Here is a 16,197-nt window from a genome sequence, read left to right on the forward strand (position 1 = left end):
TCTACATATAAGTAGAGGTTTTTAAATTATATATGAATGAATTATGCTTTTTTAGATAAAGCAAATCGAGTTCAGGTAAAAGAAGAACATAGAAGAAACGTTGTTTGATAAACTTAAAGATACTGTTGAAAATAACGTAGAAGCGATGGATCAGTTGTACGAAAAATTTATTCGCCAGATAGAAAATACTCCTATTATCGGGCAATATCATAACTACAAAAAAGGGCAAAATGAAGCGGTGTTAGATGAACTTAAAGGAATATTAAACACAATTTTACATCCAATAGATAGTGTTGAGGGCGCTGTGTATGATCTTTCTCACATCGACGGAACATTTGCTGCTATGGAATGAAAGATTTGGATTAAATGCACCTATTATTACATTCGGAAATAATATCTCTAACGCTGAAAAGATATTTGATCTAGGTATTCTTTTCTATATTTTAGAAACAATTGAAGCAAGAAAAAGTAGAATATTTAATGATTAGAATTGATAATATTCTAATATTCAATAGAAAGATAAAATATTTAAAAGTTCAAAATAATACAGTATAATATGTTTAGTAAAATTAACCAAAATATATTTTGCTTATTATGTATTAAAGGGGAAATGAAAATGGCTGGACAAATTCGTATGTCACCAGAGGAGCTTAAATCAAAAGCGACTCGATATGGACAAGGTGCAAATCAAATTGAGGATATTTTACGTCAATTACAAAACTTACAAAATGAATTAAGAGGAGAATGGGAAGGTCGTGCTTTCGAAGGTTTTGATCAACAGTTCAATGAATTAAAGCCAAAAGTACAAAACTTTGCACAGCTATTGCAAGAAATTAATATGCAGCTTAATAAAACTGCAGAGGCTGTTGCTTCTCATGATGAAGAATTATCACGTAATTTCGGTTTGAATTAAAAACGCTTTATTCTATATAACAAGCATTTCAAATGAGCCATACAGCTTATATTGTATGGCTCATTTGATTGCGTGCCCAGCGAGTGATATTGATAGGGATATATATTTAATGAGATTTCTTTGATGCGTTTGGAAAACTTATAGAAAGGGTTTGAAAGAATGGGACAATTTCAAAGTAATTTACAAACAGCAACGCAAATTGCTACGAAAATGGGATCAGCTTCTGATAGGATTCAAGGTGCAACAACTCGTTCTATAACAAAGGCGACGCGTACAACATTATCTGTTAATTTGAAAGCACAAGAAGCGAATCAGCAAGTTTTAGACTTGACGAAACAATTTTCCACTGCCTTTCAACAAGCGGTTGATAATATTCATTTGGTATCTAATGAATTTGAGAGAATGGATAACGAACTTCACAACACTTTTCGCTAATGTAACAACCTACGTAAAGTAAAATAGTAGGAGGAAAAAGATGGATCGAGATATTGAAAACAAAATTACACAGTTAAATCAAAAGTTACGAAGTGTATTTGAAGAACAGGACCGAAATCAATCTGCGATTCAAAAACAGGAAAAAGTAGAAGAAGATTTTCATGTATGGAAGAATCAAAACCATCGTTTGTTTGATCGTATTTTAGGAACTTGGCATAAAGATAGAGAAATGTCATTGTTTTTTATGGATATGCGTCAAGAAGCACAATACATCGAACGAAAACTTACATTTGAATTGGAAAGCCAAAAAGAAACATTGTTTAAAGAGAAACGAGATCTTAGTGACTTAGAAAATGATCTTTCACATCAGCAACAACAATTAGTAAAGGAGGCTAATTCATGAGTTTAAATATGTATTTGGGAGAAGTACAGAACCAAACTCAAAGTATGAACGCTGTATGTACGGCCACCATTCAAGGTATGGAACAAGCAATTCAGTCGATTGATGCTTTTGCAACTGATACTGTGTTACAGGGGCAAACATATAGCAGTGCAAAAGCATTTTTTGTACAAACCTTTCGTCCTTTAGCGCAAGGAATTATTTACTTATGTGAAGAACTAATCCGTCAGAATAATGCCTTTCCAAGTCAATTTCAATCACAGGTAGCTTCAACTGATGTTATTGAACAAGAAGTGTTAGAACAAATTCGAGAAATTGACCGAATGAAAACAAGTATGGAAGCTGTTAATCAAGCTATGCCAATGCCGGGTATGGATGCCATGGTAAATCTTTTTATTGTTATGAGGCAAAAACTGCAAGAAAAGCTGGATCATTTGTATCAATTCAATCAGACCTCTAGTAATAATTATAGTACAGCACTTCAATTAGCAACTAGCATTGCTGCAGGTCTTGCGGAAGTTCAAAGTGGGAAAGGGTTTAGTGTTGTCAGCGGTACATTTAGTACACAAGGATTGAATATGGATTGGACGGGTCCTATTCAAAAAATTACAGAAGATAAAGCTCGTGAAGTTGAAAGGTTAAATAAGGATTCTGAATCTGGTGAAGTAGACAAAAAAGAGTCATTTTTAGGTATGACTGGCTTTGATCCGATGGTACCATTAGATGGAATGGGGAATATATTCGGAACACTTTCAGGTGCAGCTGCAGTAGGGAATACAGTTTATAAAGTAAGGAATGGTTATGAGATAAAAAAAGACTTTGATAGAAAAAACAAACGAGTTCTTGTAAGAGAGAGTTATGATTCTGTTAAAGATAATAAAAAAGTTAATGGACGGCATAGAGATCATAAGATTTACTATGTAAATGATATCGAAAAAAAAATCGAAAATGGAACAGCTACTCCTAAGATAAAAGAAATAGAAGCTATGTTAAAAAAAGGAAGCGCAGCTAAAATGGCCTTAAAGGATAGGCTTGGATGGGCTAGTGTAGCTATAGATTCATATACAGATACAAGTGATAATATTAAAGATAATGCCTCGAGTGATAAAATTGCAGGAGATATTATTGGTAATGTTGTAGTAGGAGGAGCAACAACTGTAGGGGCTGCGGTTCTGACCGTTGCCGCTTTTCCTGCTGCACCAGCTTTGGTAGTTGCAGCAGCAGGATTCGGTATTTCAGTAGGATTAACATACTTAACAGAAGGTGTAAAATGGGATGTTGATTTAGATGGTGATGGTGAAGATGATAGTATTAAGGATATGGTGAAAACTGGTGCGAAAAAAACTTGGTCAACAGTAGCAGGGTGGTTTAATTAACATGAAAAAAAATACAGATTTTAATAAAAAAGTTTTTGAATATTATATGGCTCTTTATGCTGTAAATGATATAAGATCGACTATAATTACTCTTGTGATTGGGATAGCAGATATATTTGTGCTTTTGCCTGCTTTTGCGAATCCTTTTCAACCGATATATATGTACATAATAGTTCCACCAGTTGTTTTTTTAAATTTATGGACAATATGGATTGTTATAAATCCTCGGAAACGGCAATTACAATACACTCTATTTCGTGGGGTATTTGGCATCGTATGTTCAGTAGGATTATTAGTTATAACCCAAAAGTTTGCATATGGAATGTTAGGATTACAAACTCCAATCTATTTTGTTTTTTCAGTTGGTTTGTATATGTTTGCTTTGAATCATTATTATAAAAACCATATTAAAAAACTTCAGGGACCAATCAAAAAATCAAAGTCATCGAAAAAAAATTCTGGCTTCGGAGTATTGGCTTTTGTAGGATTGGGTCAACTCATTGCTAATATCAGTCTTGGTTTTGCAACACAAAAGATGGTAGCAATTGTATTAATGTGTGTATACTCCATGCTTTCGTTTATGTTGTTTCATTTCATTATGGAACTCCATAGGTATTATTATTTAAGGAAGCATATAGAAGGTGGAGGTAGAACACATGAAACCATTTAAAGAGTCTGTATTGAATTTTAAGTATATAATCGTGGTTCTCCTATAGTCAGTAAAGACTGCGGAAAAGAAAAGGGAGAAGCAACATCATGAATATAGAATTACATTTAGATAAAGGAAGGATGGGGAATTATGCAATTTTCTAAAGAAAAGTTTTTACCAAATGGTTCTATTGTTCTATTAAAAGGTGGGACGAAGAAAATTGTGATTTATGGAAGAAAACAAAAACTTATGGTTAAAGAACCTGTGATGTATGACTATATTGGCTGTTTTTATCCAGAAGGCTACATTAATCCTGAGTATACATTTGTATTTAATCATGAGGATATTGAAGAAATTATATTTGTAGGTTTTATAGATGAGGAAGAAGAGGCATTTGTAGGATTTCTTAATTGAATATGATCTAGAAACAGATGACCTTCAAATTCCGATAAAACTAGCAATCTCCACGCCGAACTTGGACAAATCATAAGCGGGGAAAAAACCGGACGCGAAAATGATGAAGAGATTACTATTTTCAAATCAGTTGGTTTGGCAGTAGTAGATATTATCGCTGCGAAGTATTTGTATGAGAAAGCGGTGGAGTGCGGGATGGGGAATAGGATTGAGTTTTGAGACTGCCTTTTGGTGGTCTTTTTTGCATAAAATCTTGTAAAGCAAGAAAAAGTAGAATATTTAATGATTAGAATTGAATATTTATATTCTAATATTCAATAGAAAGATAAAACGTTTAAAAGTTCAGAATAATACATCATAATACGTTTGGTGAAATTAACCAATATATATTTTGCTCATTATGTATTAAAGGTGAGATTATAATAGGCCGGTATGGTTATAAATTCCATGCAGGTGAAGAATCAGGTTTTTCCGCAACCTCGCCTAACGGTTATGGCGGGGATTTTCATTTAAGTTTGAGAAGGAAGCGAGATAATAGAATGCGAAAATTTTCAAAAATAGTTATATGTGTTGGTGCGTTAATAATGATTATAATGGGCATGAATGTACATGATACATGGAAGGATAGGATTTATTTTTCTTTAGCTGTACTTTTTGTTACCGTACTTTCTTTACTATGGAATATAGTTGCTCATAATATTATGGATAAATTTAAAAAAGGAGAATAAATAGCTATGAAACTTTTACCGATTGGAACAGTAGCAGGGTGGTTTAATTAACATGAAAAAAAGTATAGATTTTAATAAGAAAGCTTTTGCACATTATATGGCTCTTTATCCTGTAAATGAAATAAGAGTCCATGTAATTGGTCTTGTCCTTTTGGGGGCAGACGTGTTTGTTCTTTTACCTGCTTTTGCGAATCCTTTTCGATTACTCTATGTATATATAGTAACTCCTCCAGTTATTTTTTTAAATTTGTGGGCGATAGGGATTGCTATCAATCCTCGGAAACGACAATTACAATACACTCTATTTCGAGGAGTATATGGCACCATATGTTCAGTCGGATTAGTGGTTATAACTCAAAAATATGCTTATGAAGTGTTACAATTACAAACTTCCATCTATTTTATTCTTTCATTTGGTTTGTATGGTTTTGCTTTGTATCATTTTTATAAAAACCATATTGAAAAACTTCAGGAACCAAGAAAAAAATCAAAATCATCGAAAGGAACTAGTGGTGTAAAAGTAGCAGCTATTGCAGTGGGATTAGGCGCAATAGGTTTGAAAGGTAGCGTTGGAAAAGAAACTGGTATAACGGTTCCTGCTTTAGAGGGTTTTACTGTGGGAAGTAGTTTAAAATTTGAAAAACCTGAGGAGAAAAAATGATATGAAAACTCCATCGTATAAACCATTATATATTTTAGTTTATGTCGTAATATCTGTATCTATTATAGGATTAATGATTACTCCATCCAACAATTTGTGGGAAAAATTGTTAGGAACTATCGTTCTCATTCTTTTGGGAGCAGGTTTAATATGTTTTTTAAAATTCGGACGGTGGGCGCAAGAGAAATTTTATGATAAATTTACAAAAAAACGGGATTAATATAAGACTGGAGTAATTAAGATATGCGTACAATAAATAGAATTCTGACTTTTACTGTATGTATTATGTTTATGTTGTTAATTGGGGCTTCTTCTACTATACGGTTAGAAGATAAACTTTTACTTATAGGTTTGTTACTAATTTGCAATGTTATTGCATACTTTACAGTAGAGTATATCTATAAACGTATAGACAATAAGAAAAAGCAGTGGATTTATAATTCGTAAAATTTATTTAATATTTAGAAGGCAAAAGTATCAATGAAACTATTACCAATTGGAACAGTAGTTAAGCTAGAAGATATGGAACAAAGCGTTATGATTATTGGAAGAATGGCTATTTCAGAAGATAAACGTGAATTTGATTATGTAGGTGTTCTTTACCCTATTGGATTTATAGGTAATGAGAATGTGTTGTGTTTTAACTACGATAAAATCACAGAAGAAATGCATAAAGGATACATGACAGATGAAGAATTAGTTTTACGTGAAAAGTTATTAGAAATGTAAATAAAGCTTTTGTTTATAAATATCCTTTTAGTAAGAATACTTTAAACGTCTTGGGAGAAATCTTTAAAAGATGACATGCTATAATTTAGCATGACTTTTTTATGAAAAAAATTCTTTTCTATCTAAATATCTGCCTTTCTGCCAATTTCATATGCTGCTCTAGATGCTTCGAATAACTTTTGATTACGTTGCTGTTTAACTTGTTTTATGATAATTGTGGCATACTGATTTAAGGTGGTTTTGGTGCGAAATTCTTGTAAGTAATCTACTAAATTTGGACATATTGATATTATTAATCTACAAAAGATGTGTGATCAGTATGGAAAAGGAAATCTATGTTGATTTTCGATAAATTTAAATAAAAAATGTATCAAGAATATTATCTTTTTCTTCTTTGTTGATACCAATGTATTTTAGTGTGATTTGTGGTGTGCTGTGATTTGAAATTTCTTGCAACATGGCTACATCTTTAGTAGGTGGGGCTAATTTCTTAACATTCGTCGCAGAAGTAGGAAGTGGTGGGTTAGCATCACCAATTGTTCTTCCATTAGATGCAGTTGCTACAGCGGCTGGTGTTGGTGCTGTTGTACATGGTGGATTGGTTTGGGATAAATCGATTCAAAATGCTAAGGCTACTCTTCAAAAATTCGAGTCTTCTCCATCTTCTGGTGAGCGTATTAATAAAGTTAAAGAGAATGGTAAACTTAATAAAGAGGAAAATGCTACTAAAGGGATGGATAATACCAGTAATAAAACCAGCGGAGATAATCCAAAAGTAATTGAGGAATTAGAGGGACCTGTTATTGATGGAAAGCGAGTTGGAAGTGGAGAAAAGATTGATAAAGTAAAACCTATTTGGGGAAGAGATGAAAAAGGAAAGCCCATCATAGTAAAAGAGTTTCCTCATGTCCCTAAGGAACATGGCTTTTCTGATATTGTTGATAATTACTCAAGATTTGCTGATGAATTTCCATTAGTAGGAGGAGATCGCATTAATAGAAGATTCTTCCAAATAGAAGGAAGCAACGGTGGTAAAAAAGGTGTCTTTGAGTGGATTGTTGAACCAAATGGAAATGTAAGTCATAGAAGATTTATTGAAAATGGTACTGTTACAGGGAAACCAAATCAAGTTCCAAAAAAGTAAAAGGAGAATTATATGGATTTAATAGATTTTAAGAACAAAGGTCTTAAGTATGATTGGAAAACTATTTATACCGGTGTAAATAAAAAATATTTCGAACCGAATGTCATTTCTGATTATGCGGTGGAACTAATGGAAGCCGGTGATGATGAAGCTTTTGTTAATGAACTAGCTTGGGGAATTGATTCTAGTGATTTAGATAAAATTTTGTTTGAAATTAAAGATTTCTACTTTCCTAATCTAGAAGAAAATAGTGAAGAATTACAGAATGAGATAAGTAAACTCAGATTCGTTTACTTATCTAAGTTAAAAGAAAAGATTACTGATGAGGATGAACTATTAAATAGAATTGCAGAGTTTTATGATAGACATGATTATCCTGAAGATATGACAAGTTTTATTACTTATATGCCCCAAGATACCCCAACTACGAAGGAAGATTTATTAAATAGGTTTTATAAATTTTTGGATTCAGAGAAAAAATTTATTGAATAGCTACTTTGCTAGATTTTGAGGGCAAGAAATGAATTTTTTGAAGAACAAGCCTTCTTTAAGATTGAATATTTCAATGAACCATGTTATCTAGCTTGGAGTAAGTGAAGAGAAAGTTACATATGGAGAAAGATCAACAAAAGAGCCCTAACATGGTCTTATCCCTGTCAAGTAGACAATATTAAAAAGACTAAGCAGCCATCGAGATTCGATATTCTATCGGAGCTCGGTGGTTGAGTCGTTTTTGGAACCGTTTATAGTTATAAAAATAAATATACTCTTCAATTGCTTGTATTAAATCTGCTTCTGTTTTAAAATGATTCAAATACAACATTTCCGATTTAAAATGGGAGAAAAATGACTCAATACAGGCATTATCATGGCAGTTTCCTTTGCGAGAGTGGCTGCCAATGATACCTAAACCTAAAAGTCGTTTGTTGTAGGCGTGAGATGTGTACTGGAATCCCTGATCTGAATGGAGAATGGTTCCACGCACATCTCTTTTTTGTGCCAACATTTCAATTGTATCTAATACAAGTTCATTATCGTTGCGCTTGGATATTTTCCAAGAAACAACTTCGTTATTATAAATATCTTGTACAACAGAAAGATACCGAAATCCCTCTTGGAATCGTAGGTAAGTAATATCTGTAACAAGCGCTTCATTTTGTTGGCGATCTTTGAATTCACGGTTTAAAACATTCGGAAAAACATTGGAATAGTTCCCTTTAAAGAAGCGACGCTTCTTTCGAATAATAGATTGAATGTTGAGCTCGCTCATTAAGCGATATACTTTTTTGTGATTTATAAAATATCCCTCTTCCTGTAAAGCGATTTTCATACGTGGATAACCATATTCCTTGTGCCTTACGTGAATAGATTGTATTACTTTTTTTAATCGTTTCTCGGATTCTAGTCGCATGTTTTTCATACTTTTTGTATGAATCCACTTATAGTAACTTGAACGATGTACACCCGCAAATTTCGTAAGCCATATAACTGGATATTTCCCCTTTAATGATTCAATGATATGATACCTCACCGTATATTTTAGTGCACCTCCATTTACAGATTCGGATACTGCTTTTTTAAATATTCAACCTGTGCCTTATAGTAGTCACGTTCCTCTTCAATCGTCTTAAAATGAACGCGTTTGCCTTTTAGAGGATTTGATATACCTTTCATTCCACCATTTTTTCCACGAGTATCTGTAATTTCACCAAATTCTTTATATTTTTTCACCCAATTTTTTAGTTGTGTAGAGCTTCTAATCTGATATTTTTCCTTTATCATATTGTAACTTCCTTCTCCGTTTAAATAACTTTGAACAGCCGCTAACTTTAATTCTTCTGAATATGTAATAAATATTGAACCTTTTTTAGTCATGAAAAATCCCCTCCAAGTAATAGTGTAACATCCATGTATGTGCATGGTCTTTTTACACTGTCTACTTAAAGGGGATAATATCAACATTTGCGGTCTCTTTTGTTGATTTAAATTAAAAAGTATCATTTAAGTGGATGCCCTTTTGTACCTTTTACTTTACATACAAATAGGCTTCAATTGCTGATACATAGTATCTTTTACCCTTGCTGTTATGTACTTTGTATTGTGGCGCTCCATTCACAGTTACCTTTACATCAATGGTAAATCCTAATCTTACCTCTAAAGCACCAACAACATCTTTACCCTGCCAAGAAGGAGATTCATCGAGTTCAGATAAACGAAGAACATAGAATACATAACTTTAACTAGATTTATTATTAGCTAATTTATCCCCACCACTAAGCTCCGCCTCAATCTGCGAAGTCTTCGATGACTCATCCATACGCCAATACGTAATAAAGCTTATCGCGATACATCCAGCTACGTAGAAATAGAATAGTGATTCCATTCCGATACTCTTTAGCCATAATGCGATAAATTCCGCTGTTCCGCCGAATATCGCAACGGTTAGTGCATAAGGTAAACCTACGCCTAGTGCGCGAATTTCAGTTGGGAAGAGTTCTGCTTTTACAATTGCGTTAATGGAAGTGTAACCAGTAACGATAATAAGGCCGACCATCATGAGTAAAAATGCTACGATTGGTTCTGTCGTTTTTTCCATAAAGAAGAAGATCGGTGCTGTTAGTAACGTTCCGAGAATACCGAAAGCCATTAAGAGTGGGCGGCGTCCAATTTTATCGGATAATAGCCCCGCAATCGGCTGAAGCACAACGAAAATAAGTAGTGCGACAAAGTTAATCCAGCTCACAACTTCTTTCGGAAGACCGACTGTGTTTACCATGAATTTTTGTAAATATGTTGTGTACGTATAAAATGCAACAGTGCCTCCTAGTGTTAGGCCGACTACTGTTAATACTGCTTTCGGGTGTTTCATAAGAGCGCGAACGGTTCCTGCGCTTTCGCGGTTTTTCGATTCCATATTTGAGAACTGCTCTGATTCATCCATTGTACGTCGAAGCCATAATACAGCTACTGCTCCCATCGCACCAATAATGAATGGAATACGCCATCCCCAAGCTTTCATATCTGGTTCGCTTAGTAATTGCTGAAGAACAATTTGAACGCCTAACGCAACCATCTGTCCAGCAACGAGCGTTACATATTGAAAACTTGAATAAAAACCACGGCGACCACTACTAGCCATTTCAGATAAATACGTTGCGGAAGTTCCGTACTCTCCGCCAAGTGATAATCCTTGCAGTAAACGGGCAAGAACTAAAATAATTGGTGCCATAATACCGATGCTTTCGTAACTCGGTGTACAGGCAATAATTAAAGAACCACCGGCCATAACCGTAATCGAAAGCGTTAATGCTGCCCGGCGTCCGTGCCGATCTGCATATCGTCCCATTAGCAAACTGCCGATAGGGCGCATTAAAAATCCGACTGCGAAAATAGCGGCTGTGTTCAGTAATTGACTCGTTGGATCTCCTTTAGGAAAGAACTCTGCTGAGAAGTAAACAGCGAAAGCAGAGTAAACGTACCAGTCATACCATTCAATTAAATTGCCGACAGAACCTTTGAAGATATTGCCGGCGACTCGGTTAGATTTTGCTTGAGCCATAATAATTCCTCCTCTTGCTTATAAATAAAATGATAATTATGAAAGCGTGTTCAATGTAGTTGAATTGTACTGTTATTTAATTAAAATCTCAATATTATGACAATTTTATTCTTTTTGTACTTTATGTACATGTAGGTTTTTATAGTTGATTCATTTGCAGTTTTGTCATAATAATAGAAAAAGGAGATTGATAGTTTTGAATATTTTATCAAAGGATATGAAGCATGAAGAAATCAAGTAAAGTATCATTGCAAACGAAAATAGTAAGCTTAATTATTACGTTAATTTTATTTGTCGTTCTTCTGTTAGCGGGGATATTTGTTTACATTCAGTCTGTTGATACGAAACGTCAAGTGGAGCAATTAGCTCTGCAAACGGCGAAGTCACTTTCTTTTATGCCAGCTATAAAAGAGGCTTTTCAATATAACGAGCATAAAAGTACCATTCAATCCATTGCGGAACAAGTTCGTGAGCAAGCTGGTGCAGATTATGTCATTATAGAAGATCGCTATGGGGTTATGTATTCACATTCTAATTCTGATTTGATTGGGACAAAGAGTAACAATCCATATAACTATGAAGCACTCACTTTTGGTGGCTATTATACACTCGAAGGAAATGGTGCAAGTGGTCCGGCTTTAATGGCGAAGGCACCTATTATTGTTCATAACGGAGACTACGATCAAGTAGTAGGCGTTGTGACAGTAGAGTTTTTAATAAAAGGTATTGAATCTAACATATTGAGCCGAACGAAAGAAATTATCCTCTTCTCCTTAGCGGTGTTACTAGCCGGAATTGTCGGTGGCATTCTTTTAGCACGTAGTATCAGGAAAGATACACTCGGTTTAGAACCGAATGAAATCGCAGCGTTATACCGGGAACGAAGCGCAATACTGCTATCTATAAAAGAGGGAATTATCGCCATTGATCAAAACGGTTTTATTACTATGATGAACACTTCGGCAGAAAAAATGCTACATGTAAATGGTGATTATGTGCAACAGCACATTTCAAAAGTTTTACCGGATTTTCATATGGAAAGAGTGCTAGAAACCGATCAAGAAATCGAGTTTCAAGATAAAGTGTTTATTTTAAACATGACACCAATACTCGAAAATAACAGTACGGTAGGTGTTGTATGTAGTTTTAGAGATAAAACAGAACTGCAAAATCTTGTTAACACAATATCTGAGGTAAGAAAGTATTCAGAGGACTTACGTGCTCAAACGCATGAATTTACAAATAAGCTTTTCGTCTTATCTGGTTTATTGCAGTTAGGGCACTACAAAGAAGCAATTGAATTTATCCAGCAGGAATCTAATATTCATCAAAGTCAAAACCATATTTTATTCCATCAAATTCATGATGCGAAAGTACAAGCTATTTTATTAGGGAAATTCGGAACGGCGTCTGAGAAGAAAATCGATTTTCATATTGAAGGAGATAGTGCGCTTCATCCGTTACCAGATCATATAAAAGTTTCGCATCTTATTACGATCCTTGGAAACATAATCGATAATGCATTTGATGCGGTGAGTGAACGAGAGGAAAAGAGTGTTTCTTTCTTTGTTACGGATATTGGGCACGATATTGTGTTTGAAGTGATAGATAGTGGAGCGGGAGTACCGACAGAAAAAATCGCAACTATTTTTCAAAAAGGATTTTCGACGAAGGGAAATAATCGTGGTTACGGGCTAGCAAACGTGAAAGAAATGGTAGATCTACTAGAAGGAACAATTGAAATTCAAAACGAGAAAAATGGGGGAGCTATTTTTACAATTTACCTTCCAAAAACATTGAGAGAAAGTACATGACAAACAGGGGGATGGGCATATGTTGAAGGTTGCAATTGCAGAAGATGATTTCCGCGTCGCGCAAATTCAAGAGGAGTTTTTATCAAAAATAAAGGACGTAAAAGTGATTGGAAAAGCATTGAACGCGAAAGAAACGATGGAACTACTACAAAGGAAAGAAATCGATTTACTTCTATTAGATAATTATTTACCAGATGGAATTGGAACAGACTTATTGCCAAAAATTCATGCTGACTTTCCAAACGTTGACGTCATTATGGTTACAGCGGCGAATGAAAACCATATGTTAGAAAAAGCAATTCGAAACGGCGTAAGCAACTACCTTATAAAACCGGTCACGTTAGAAAAATTCGTTCGCACAATTGAAGACTATAAAAGAAAGAAGCAATTATTACATAGTAACAATGAAGTGAATCAAGCACTAATCGATAACTTCTTCGGTACTTCGCAAGCAACAGATATGAAAAACTTACCGACAGGTGTAGATCCGTTAACACTACAAAAAGTGAAAGACATTATAAAAGGATTCGAAGAGGGCATTACAATAGAAGAAATGGGAGAACAAATGGGGGCCTCCAGAACAACCGCAAGAAGATATTTAGAATACTTAGTAGCGACAAACGAATGCACAGTAGAGTACACATACGGCATTATCGGACGACCAGAACGAAAGTATCGAATAGGACGGGGGTTATGAAAAAACGATTATTACTATGTATATGGATCATGACAGGAGTAATAGCTGGTTGTTCTGTAGAAAAAACGCACACGAATAAAGTGAACATAGAAGAAGTAGAAATCGTTGCGCCAAACGTTCAAGGGGCGGGATGGGACTTAACGGCACGAGCAATGCAAAAAACGCTGGCAGAAGAAAAAATCTTTACAAAACCAATCACTGTCACAAACAAAGTAGGTGGCAGCGGTGACGTCGGATGGAAATATACGAAACAAAAAGGCGGTCACGTACTTGCGATTAACTCAAGCTTACTCATAACGAACAACCTACTAGGCCATAGTAAACTAACATATAAAGACTTCACACCACTCGCAACGCTAGCGTCGGACTGGGAAGTCGTTGTCGTATCAAAAGACTCAAACATAGACAACGCAAACGAACTAATGGAACAACTAAAACAAGACAAGAAAAACTTCAAAATCGGAGTTGCCCCGGGCCTAGGAAACGACGATCACCTATCCTTCGTACAAGTAAGCAAAGCCTTCGGCATAAACCCTGCCGAACTAGAATTCTTCGTCTACGAAAACAAAGAAAAAATCATAAACGCCCTAACGAACAAACAAATTAACGCCGCAACAATGACCCTATCCGAAGCCGAAAAACAATACAAAGCCGGCAAAATAAAAATACTAGCCGTATCCGCACCAAAACGCCTAGATCGACTACCAGAAATACCAACATGGAAAGAACAAGGAATCGACGTCGTCTTCCAGCACTGGAAAGGGATTATGGGCCCGAAAGATATGACAGAGGAAGAGGTTGCTTATTGGGATAGTATTATTAAGAAGATGGTTGAGAGTGATAGTTGGAAGGGGATTTTGAGGGAGAGGGGTTGGAATTCTTATTATAAGGATAGTGGGGAGACGAGGGGGTTTTTGGAGGAGCGTAGTTTAGGATATGGTGAGTTGATAGGGGGAATTGGCTTGAGATGATGGGAGGTAGTACTTCTACAATAAGCTATGTAAAAAAACACCTTCTCACTGTATGTACTAATCATGTGAAGTGAGAAGGTGCTTTTTATGGTTATAGAAATTATAGATTAAGATTAAATTATTCGTTAACGTTATTGGCAACAACAGAAGCAATATAAGAATTATTCAACCAATAACACTGCTTTGTAATTTGCTGACCATCAGGTAAAGTGACTTTGTCAGAGCCATTACGAGCTTTTGGTCTAATATGCGCAACGCCGTTGAAATTCATTTTTGGTAGGTTATTTACTTCAACGATTTTACCACCACGTGTTTTATATTCAAGTTGAATACCTTCATTTACTACTGTATTTACTTCTTCCCAAAGTCCTCGTATTTCTTTTTCTATTATAGGGACAGGCATGTTCCAAAGTTTAATACCCTTAAAGTAGAGTTTACGGTTTGGGTTTTCTTTTTTTGTTTGGTTAAATTCAAAAATCACGAGCAAAAACTTGGTTTGATAGAAGTGTTCTCGAATTTCGCTTTCTTCCCATGATTCATTTGTCCATTGATGAAAATCGATCGTTTCAAATGACATGCTTTGTTCTGGTTTTCCGTTTGGTTCTAAACGAATTGTTTTGAATTCTATATTAGCTTTCGCAAATTCTTCAATTTTATCGAGTCGAGTTCCTTTAATACCAAGTAAAGAGCTTACTAATAATGGGACAAAGCTCTTGGTTGTAGGTTTGTAATCAATAGATAATTTTTGAGCGATTTCTTGATCGGTTAGGCCTATGTAATTCTCAAATTTTGAGTAAAGGATTTCTTCTAAAGATTTTCCTTTTAGTTCATTTGTTGTTGTAAAACTTACTAGTTCTTCGTTTAGGAGATATCTACGAACTAGTGCGGTCATATAAGAAGGTTTTAATGAAAAAGCTCTTTGCATTGCTTGAATTTCAGAACACGGTTGTGAGCGAAGTGAATTTTTATTGGATCCTTTTGTGCAAGCTCCTAAATAGTTTGTATCACCTTCAGATAATTCATGTGCTTTGCCGGCACGAATTTTATTTACGATGGTTTCCCAGTCTTGTTTAATTATTTCTAAATCAGCTTCAGGATAGGTGAATAGAAGGCTTTTTGTAATATGAAAATCTTTACGATCTACGTCAGGTACCCATTCATAGAACATTAATAGTAGCTTTTCGTTTTTCTTCCAAAAGCTTGATGTCTCAAAGTGTGTATGAACTTCTTCCATATAGTTGATAATATTTAAAACTAAGCGCTCTTTGGCTGATAATGAACCGTTTTTATTTTGTTTAAACGCTGTTACCTTTAGTTCAATACCAAGGTGTTTAAAATCAGCTTCTGCATTTGAATTTACTTCATATCCGAAAAAGCTCTCCTCAATTACTTGACCTAATCCGCCTTTTGATTTTGCGTTTGCGAGTCGGTCAGTTGTATCGATTTCACCAAATGTTTTTCCTTCAGCTTCATGTGCTTTTTGCATTAGTTCTTCTATTGTAGTGTATTCCATAATAAGCTCCTTTCCATATCTATTGCTGCGTTATATGTTCATAAAACATTGCATATAAAGTTATGCTATAATTAAAAGCTGTTTCAATTTTATATAAGTGAAATTTATAAGGAGGAAAAGGCAGTTTATTCTATTAAATAACTGTTATATTAGATTTGTTCAAGAGAAGCTGTTTCCTTTTATAATATTGATAT

General features: G+C 34.7%; 17 protein-coding genes and 6 pseudogenes. 17 read left to right on the forward strand and 6 right to left on the reverse strand.

Annotated elements, in window-relative coordinates; all coding sequences use genetic code 11:
* Nucleotides 1-88: 88 nt before the first annotated feature.
* The 12 genes and pseudogenes from MHB76_RS04715 to MHB76_RS04770 form a co-directional block, all read left to right on the forward strand.
* Nucleotides 89-349, forward strand: a pseudogene (locus tag MHB76_RS04715) (hypothetical protein); the annotation flags it as partial.
* A 267-nt stretch (nt 350-616) separates the two neighbouring features.
* On the forward strand, nt 617-913 hold the full coding sequence (locus tag MHB76_RS04720) for a WXG100 family type VII secretion target (protein ID WP_000918597.1): 297 nt from the start codon (nt 617-619) through the stop codon (nt 911-913).
* 159 nt (nt 914-1,072) lie between these two features.
* Nucleotides 1,073-1,348: a TIGR04197 family type VII secretion effector gene (locus MHB76_RS04725; RefSeq protein ID WP_078175282.1), complete on the forward strand. Its 276-nt coding sequence runs from the start codon at nt 1,073-1,075 to the stop codon at nt 1,346-1,348.
* A 40-nt stretch (nt 1,349-1,388) separates the two neighbouring features.
* Nucleotides 1,389-1,751, forward strand: coding sequence for a DUF3958 family protein (locus MHB76_RS04730; RefSeq protein WP_078175281.1), 363 nt, complete (start codon nt 1,389-1,391; stop codon nt 1,749-1,751).
* Entirely contained in the window at nt 1,748-3,124 is a 1,377-nt protein-coding gene (locus MHB76_RS04735; protein ID WP_078175280.1) for a T7SS effector LXG polymorphic toxin, read from the forward strand. Before MHB76_RS04730 ends, MHB76_RS04735 begins: the two co-directional genes overlap by 4 nt.
* A gap of 1 nt (nt 3,125) precedes the next feature.
* Entirely contained in the window at nt 3,126-3,794 is a 669-nt protein-coding gene (locus tag MHB76_RS04740) for a hypothetical protein (RefSeq protein ID WP_340985823.1), read from the forward strand.
* A gap of 129 nt (nt 3,795-3,923) precedes the next feature.
* Complete coding sequence (locus tag MHB76_RS04745; protein WP_070146215.1) at nt 3,924-4,187, forward strand: DUF4176 domain-containing protein; 264 nt, start codon at nt 3,924-3,926, stop codon at nt 4,185-4,187.
* Nucleotides 4,188-4,197: 10 nt separating this feature from the next.
* Nucleotides 4,198-4,406 (forward strand): annotated as a pseudogene (locus MHB76_RS04750) (ornithine cyclodeaminase family protein); the annotation flags it as partial.
* 561 nt (nt 4,407-4,967) lie between these two features.
* Nucleotides 4,968-5,468, forward strand: a pseudogene (locus MHB76_RS04755) (hypothetical protein); the annotation flags it as partial.
* 109 nt (nt 5,469-5,577) lie between these two features.
* Nucleotides 5,578-5,796 carry a hypothetical protein gene (locus tag MHB76_RS04760; RefSeq protein WP_000856860.1) on the forward strand — a complete coding sequence of 73 codons (219 nt, stop codon included), beginning with the start codon at nt 5,578-5,580 and terminating at the stop codon, nt 5,794-5,796.
* Between the two features lie 23 nt (nt 5,797-5,819).
* Nucleotides 5,820-6,023 (forward strand): hypothetical protein, encoded by a 204-nt coding sequence (locus MHB76_RS04765; protein ID WP_078175158.1) that lies wholly within the window; start codon nt 5,820-5,822, stop codon nt 6,021-6,023.
* A gap of 33 nt (nt 6,024-6,056) precedes the next feature.
* Nucleotides 6,057-6,305 carry a DUF4176 domain-containing protein gene (locus MHB76_RS04770; protein ID WP_000771621.1) on the forward strand — a complete coding sequence of 83 codons (249 nt, stop codon included), beginning with the start codon at nt 6,057-6,059 and terminating at the stop codon, nt 6,303-6,305.
* Nucleotides 6,306-6,659: 354 nt separating this feature from the next.
* Here MHB76_RS04770 and MHB76_RS04775 read toward each other — a convergent pair.
* Nucleotides 6,660-6,779, reverse strand: a pseudogene (locus MHB76_RS04775) (tyrosine-type recombinase/integrase); the annotation flags it as partial.
* On the opposite strand from MHB76_RS04775, the pseudogene MHB76_RS04780 reads away from it, so the two are divergent.
* Together MHB76_RS04780 and MHB76_RS04785 are read left to right on the forward strand one after the other, a co-directional pair.
* Nucleotides 6,772-7,449 (forward strand): annotated as a pseudogene (locus MHB76_RS04780) (hypothetical protein); the annotation flags it as partial. The pseudogenes MHB76_RS04775 and MHB76_RS04780 sit on opposite strands and share 8 nt — an antisense overlap.
* Before the next feature lie 12 nt (nt 7,450-7,461).
* Nucleotides 7,462-7,941, forward strand: coding sequence for a DUF2247 family protein (locus MHB76_RS04785; RefSeq protein ID WP_144507748.1), 480 nt, complete (start codon nt 7,462-7,464; stop codon nt 7,939-7,941).
* Between the two features lie 187 nt (nt 7,942-8,128).
* On the opposite strand, the gene MHB76_RS04790 is transcribed toward MHB76_RS04785, so the two are convergent.
* The 4 genes and pseudogenes from MHB76_RS04790 to MHB76_RS04800 all read right to left on the reverse strand — a co-directional run bounded on the left by MHB76_RS04790 (nt 8,129) and on the right by MHB76_RS04800 (nt 11,008).
* Nucleotides 8,129-8,980 (reverse strand): IS3 family transposase, encoded by an 852-nt coding sequence (locus tag MHB76_RS04790; protein WP_016103639.1) that lies wholly within the window; start codon nt 8,978-8,980, stop codon nt 8,129-8,131.
* A 23-nt stretch (nt 8,981-9,003) separates the two neighbouring features.
* On the reverse strand, nt 9,004-9,324 hold the full coding sequence (locus MHB76_RS26265) for a transposase (RefSeq protein WP_016103355.1): 321 nt from the start codon (nt 9,322-9,324) through the stop codon (nt 9,004-9,006).
* A gap of 151 nt (nt 9,325-9,475) precedes the next feature.
* Nucleotides 9,476-9,646 (reverse strand): annotated as a pseudogene (locus tag MHB76_RS04795) (N-acetylmuramoyl-L-alanine amidase); the annotation flags it as partial.
* Nucleotides 9,647-9,685: 39 nt separating this feature from the next.
* Nucleotides 9,686-11,008 carry an MFS transporter gene (locus MHB76_RS04800; RefSeq protein WP_078175154.1) on the reverse strand — a complete coding sequence of 441 codons (1,323 nt, stop codon included), beginning with the start codon at nt 11,006-11,008 and terminating at the stop codon, nt 9,686-9,688.
* A 224-nt stretch (nt 11,009-11,232) separates the two neighbouring features.
* Between MHB76_RS04800 and MHB76_RS04805 the strand changes: the two genes are divergently transcribed.
* The 3 genes from MHB76_RS04805 to MHB76_RS04815 are packed head-to-tail and all read left to right on the forward strand — an operon-like array spanning nt 11,233 to nt 14,490.
* The gene (locus tag MHB76_RS04805) at nt 11,233-12,822 is read left to right on the forward strand and encodes a sensor histidine kinase (RefSeq protein WP_340985828.1); all 1,590 of its coding nucleotides are present in this window, start codon (nt 11,233-11,235) and stop codon (nt 12,820-12,822) included.
* A 19-nt stretch (nt 12,823-12,841) separates the two neighbouring features.
* The gene (locus MHB76_RS04810) at nt 12,842-13,519 is read left to right on the forward strand and encodes a response regulator (RefSeq protein WP_340985830.1); all 678 of its coding nucleotides are present in this window, start codon (nt 12,842-12,844) and stop codon (nt 13,517-13,519) included.
* On the forward strand, nt 13,516-14,490 hold the full coding sequence (locus MHB76_RS04815) for a tripartite tricarboxylate transporter substrate binding protein (protein WP_340985832.1): 975 nt from the start codon (nt 13,516-13,518) through the stop codon (nt 14,488-14,490). The genes MHB76_RS04810 and MHB76_RS04815 overlap by 4 nt, the downstream gene beginning before the upstream one ends.
* Nucleotides 14,491-14,608: 118 nt before the next feature.
* Here MHB76_RS04815 and MHB76_RS04820 read toward each other — a convergent pair whose 3' ends face one another.
* Entirely contained in the window at nt 14,609-16,003 is a 1,395-nt protein-coding gene (locus tag MHB76_RS04820) for a Sau3AI family type II restriction endonuclease (RefSeq protein WP_340985834.1), read from the reverse strand.
* Between the last annotated feature and the right edge of the window lie 194 nt (nt 16,004-16,197).

The organism is Bacillus sp. FSL M7-1345 (assembly GCF_038006985.1).
Classification (GTDB): Bacteria; Bacillota; Bacilli; order Bacillales; family Bacillaceae_G; genus Bacillus_A; species Bacillus_A cereus_U.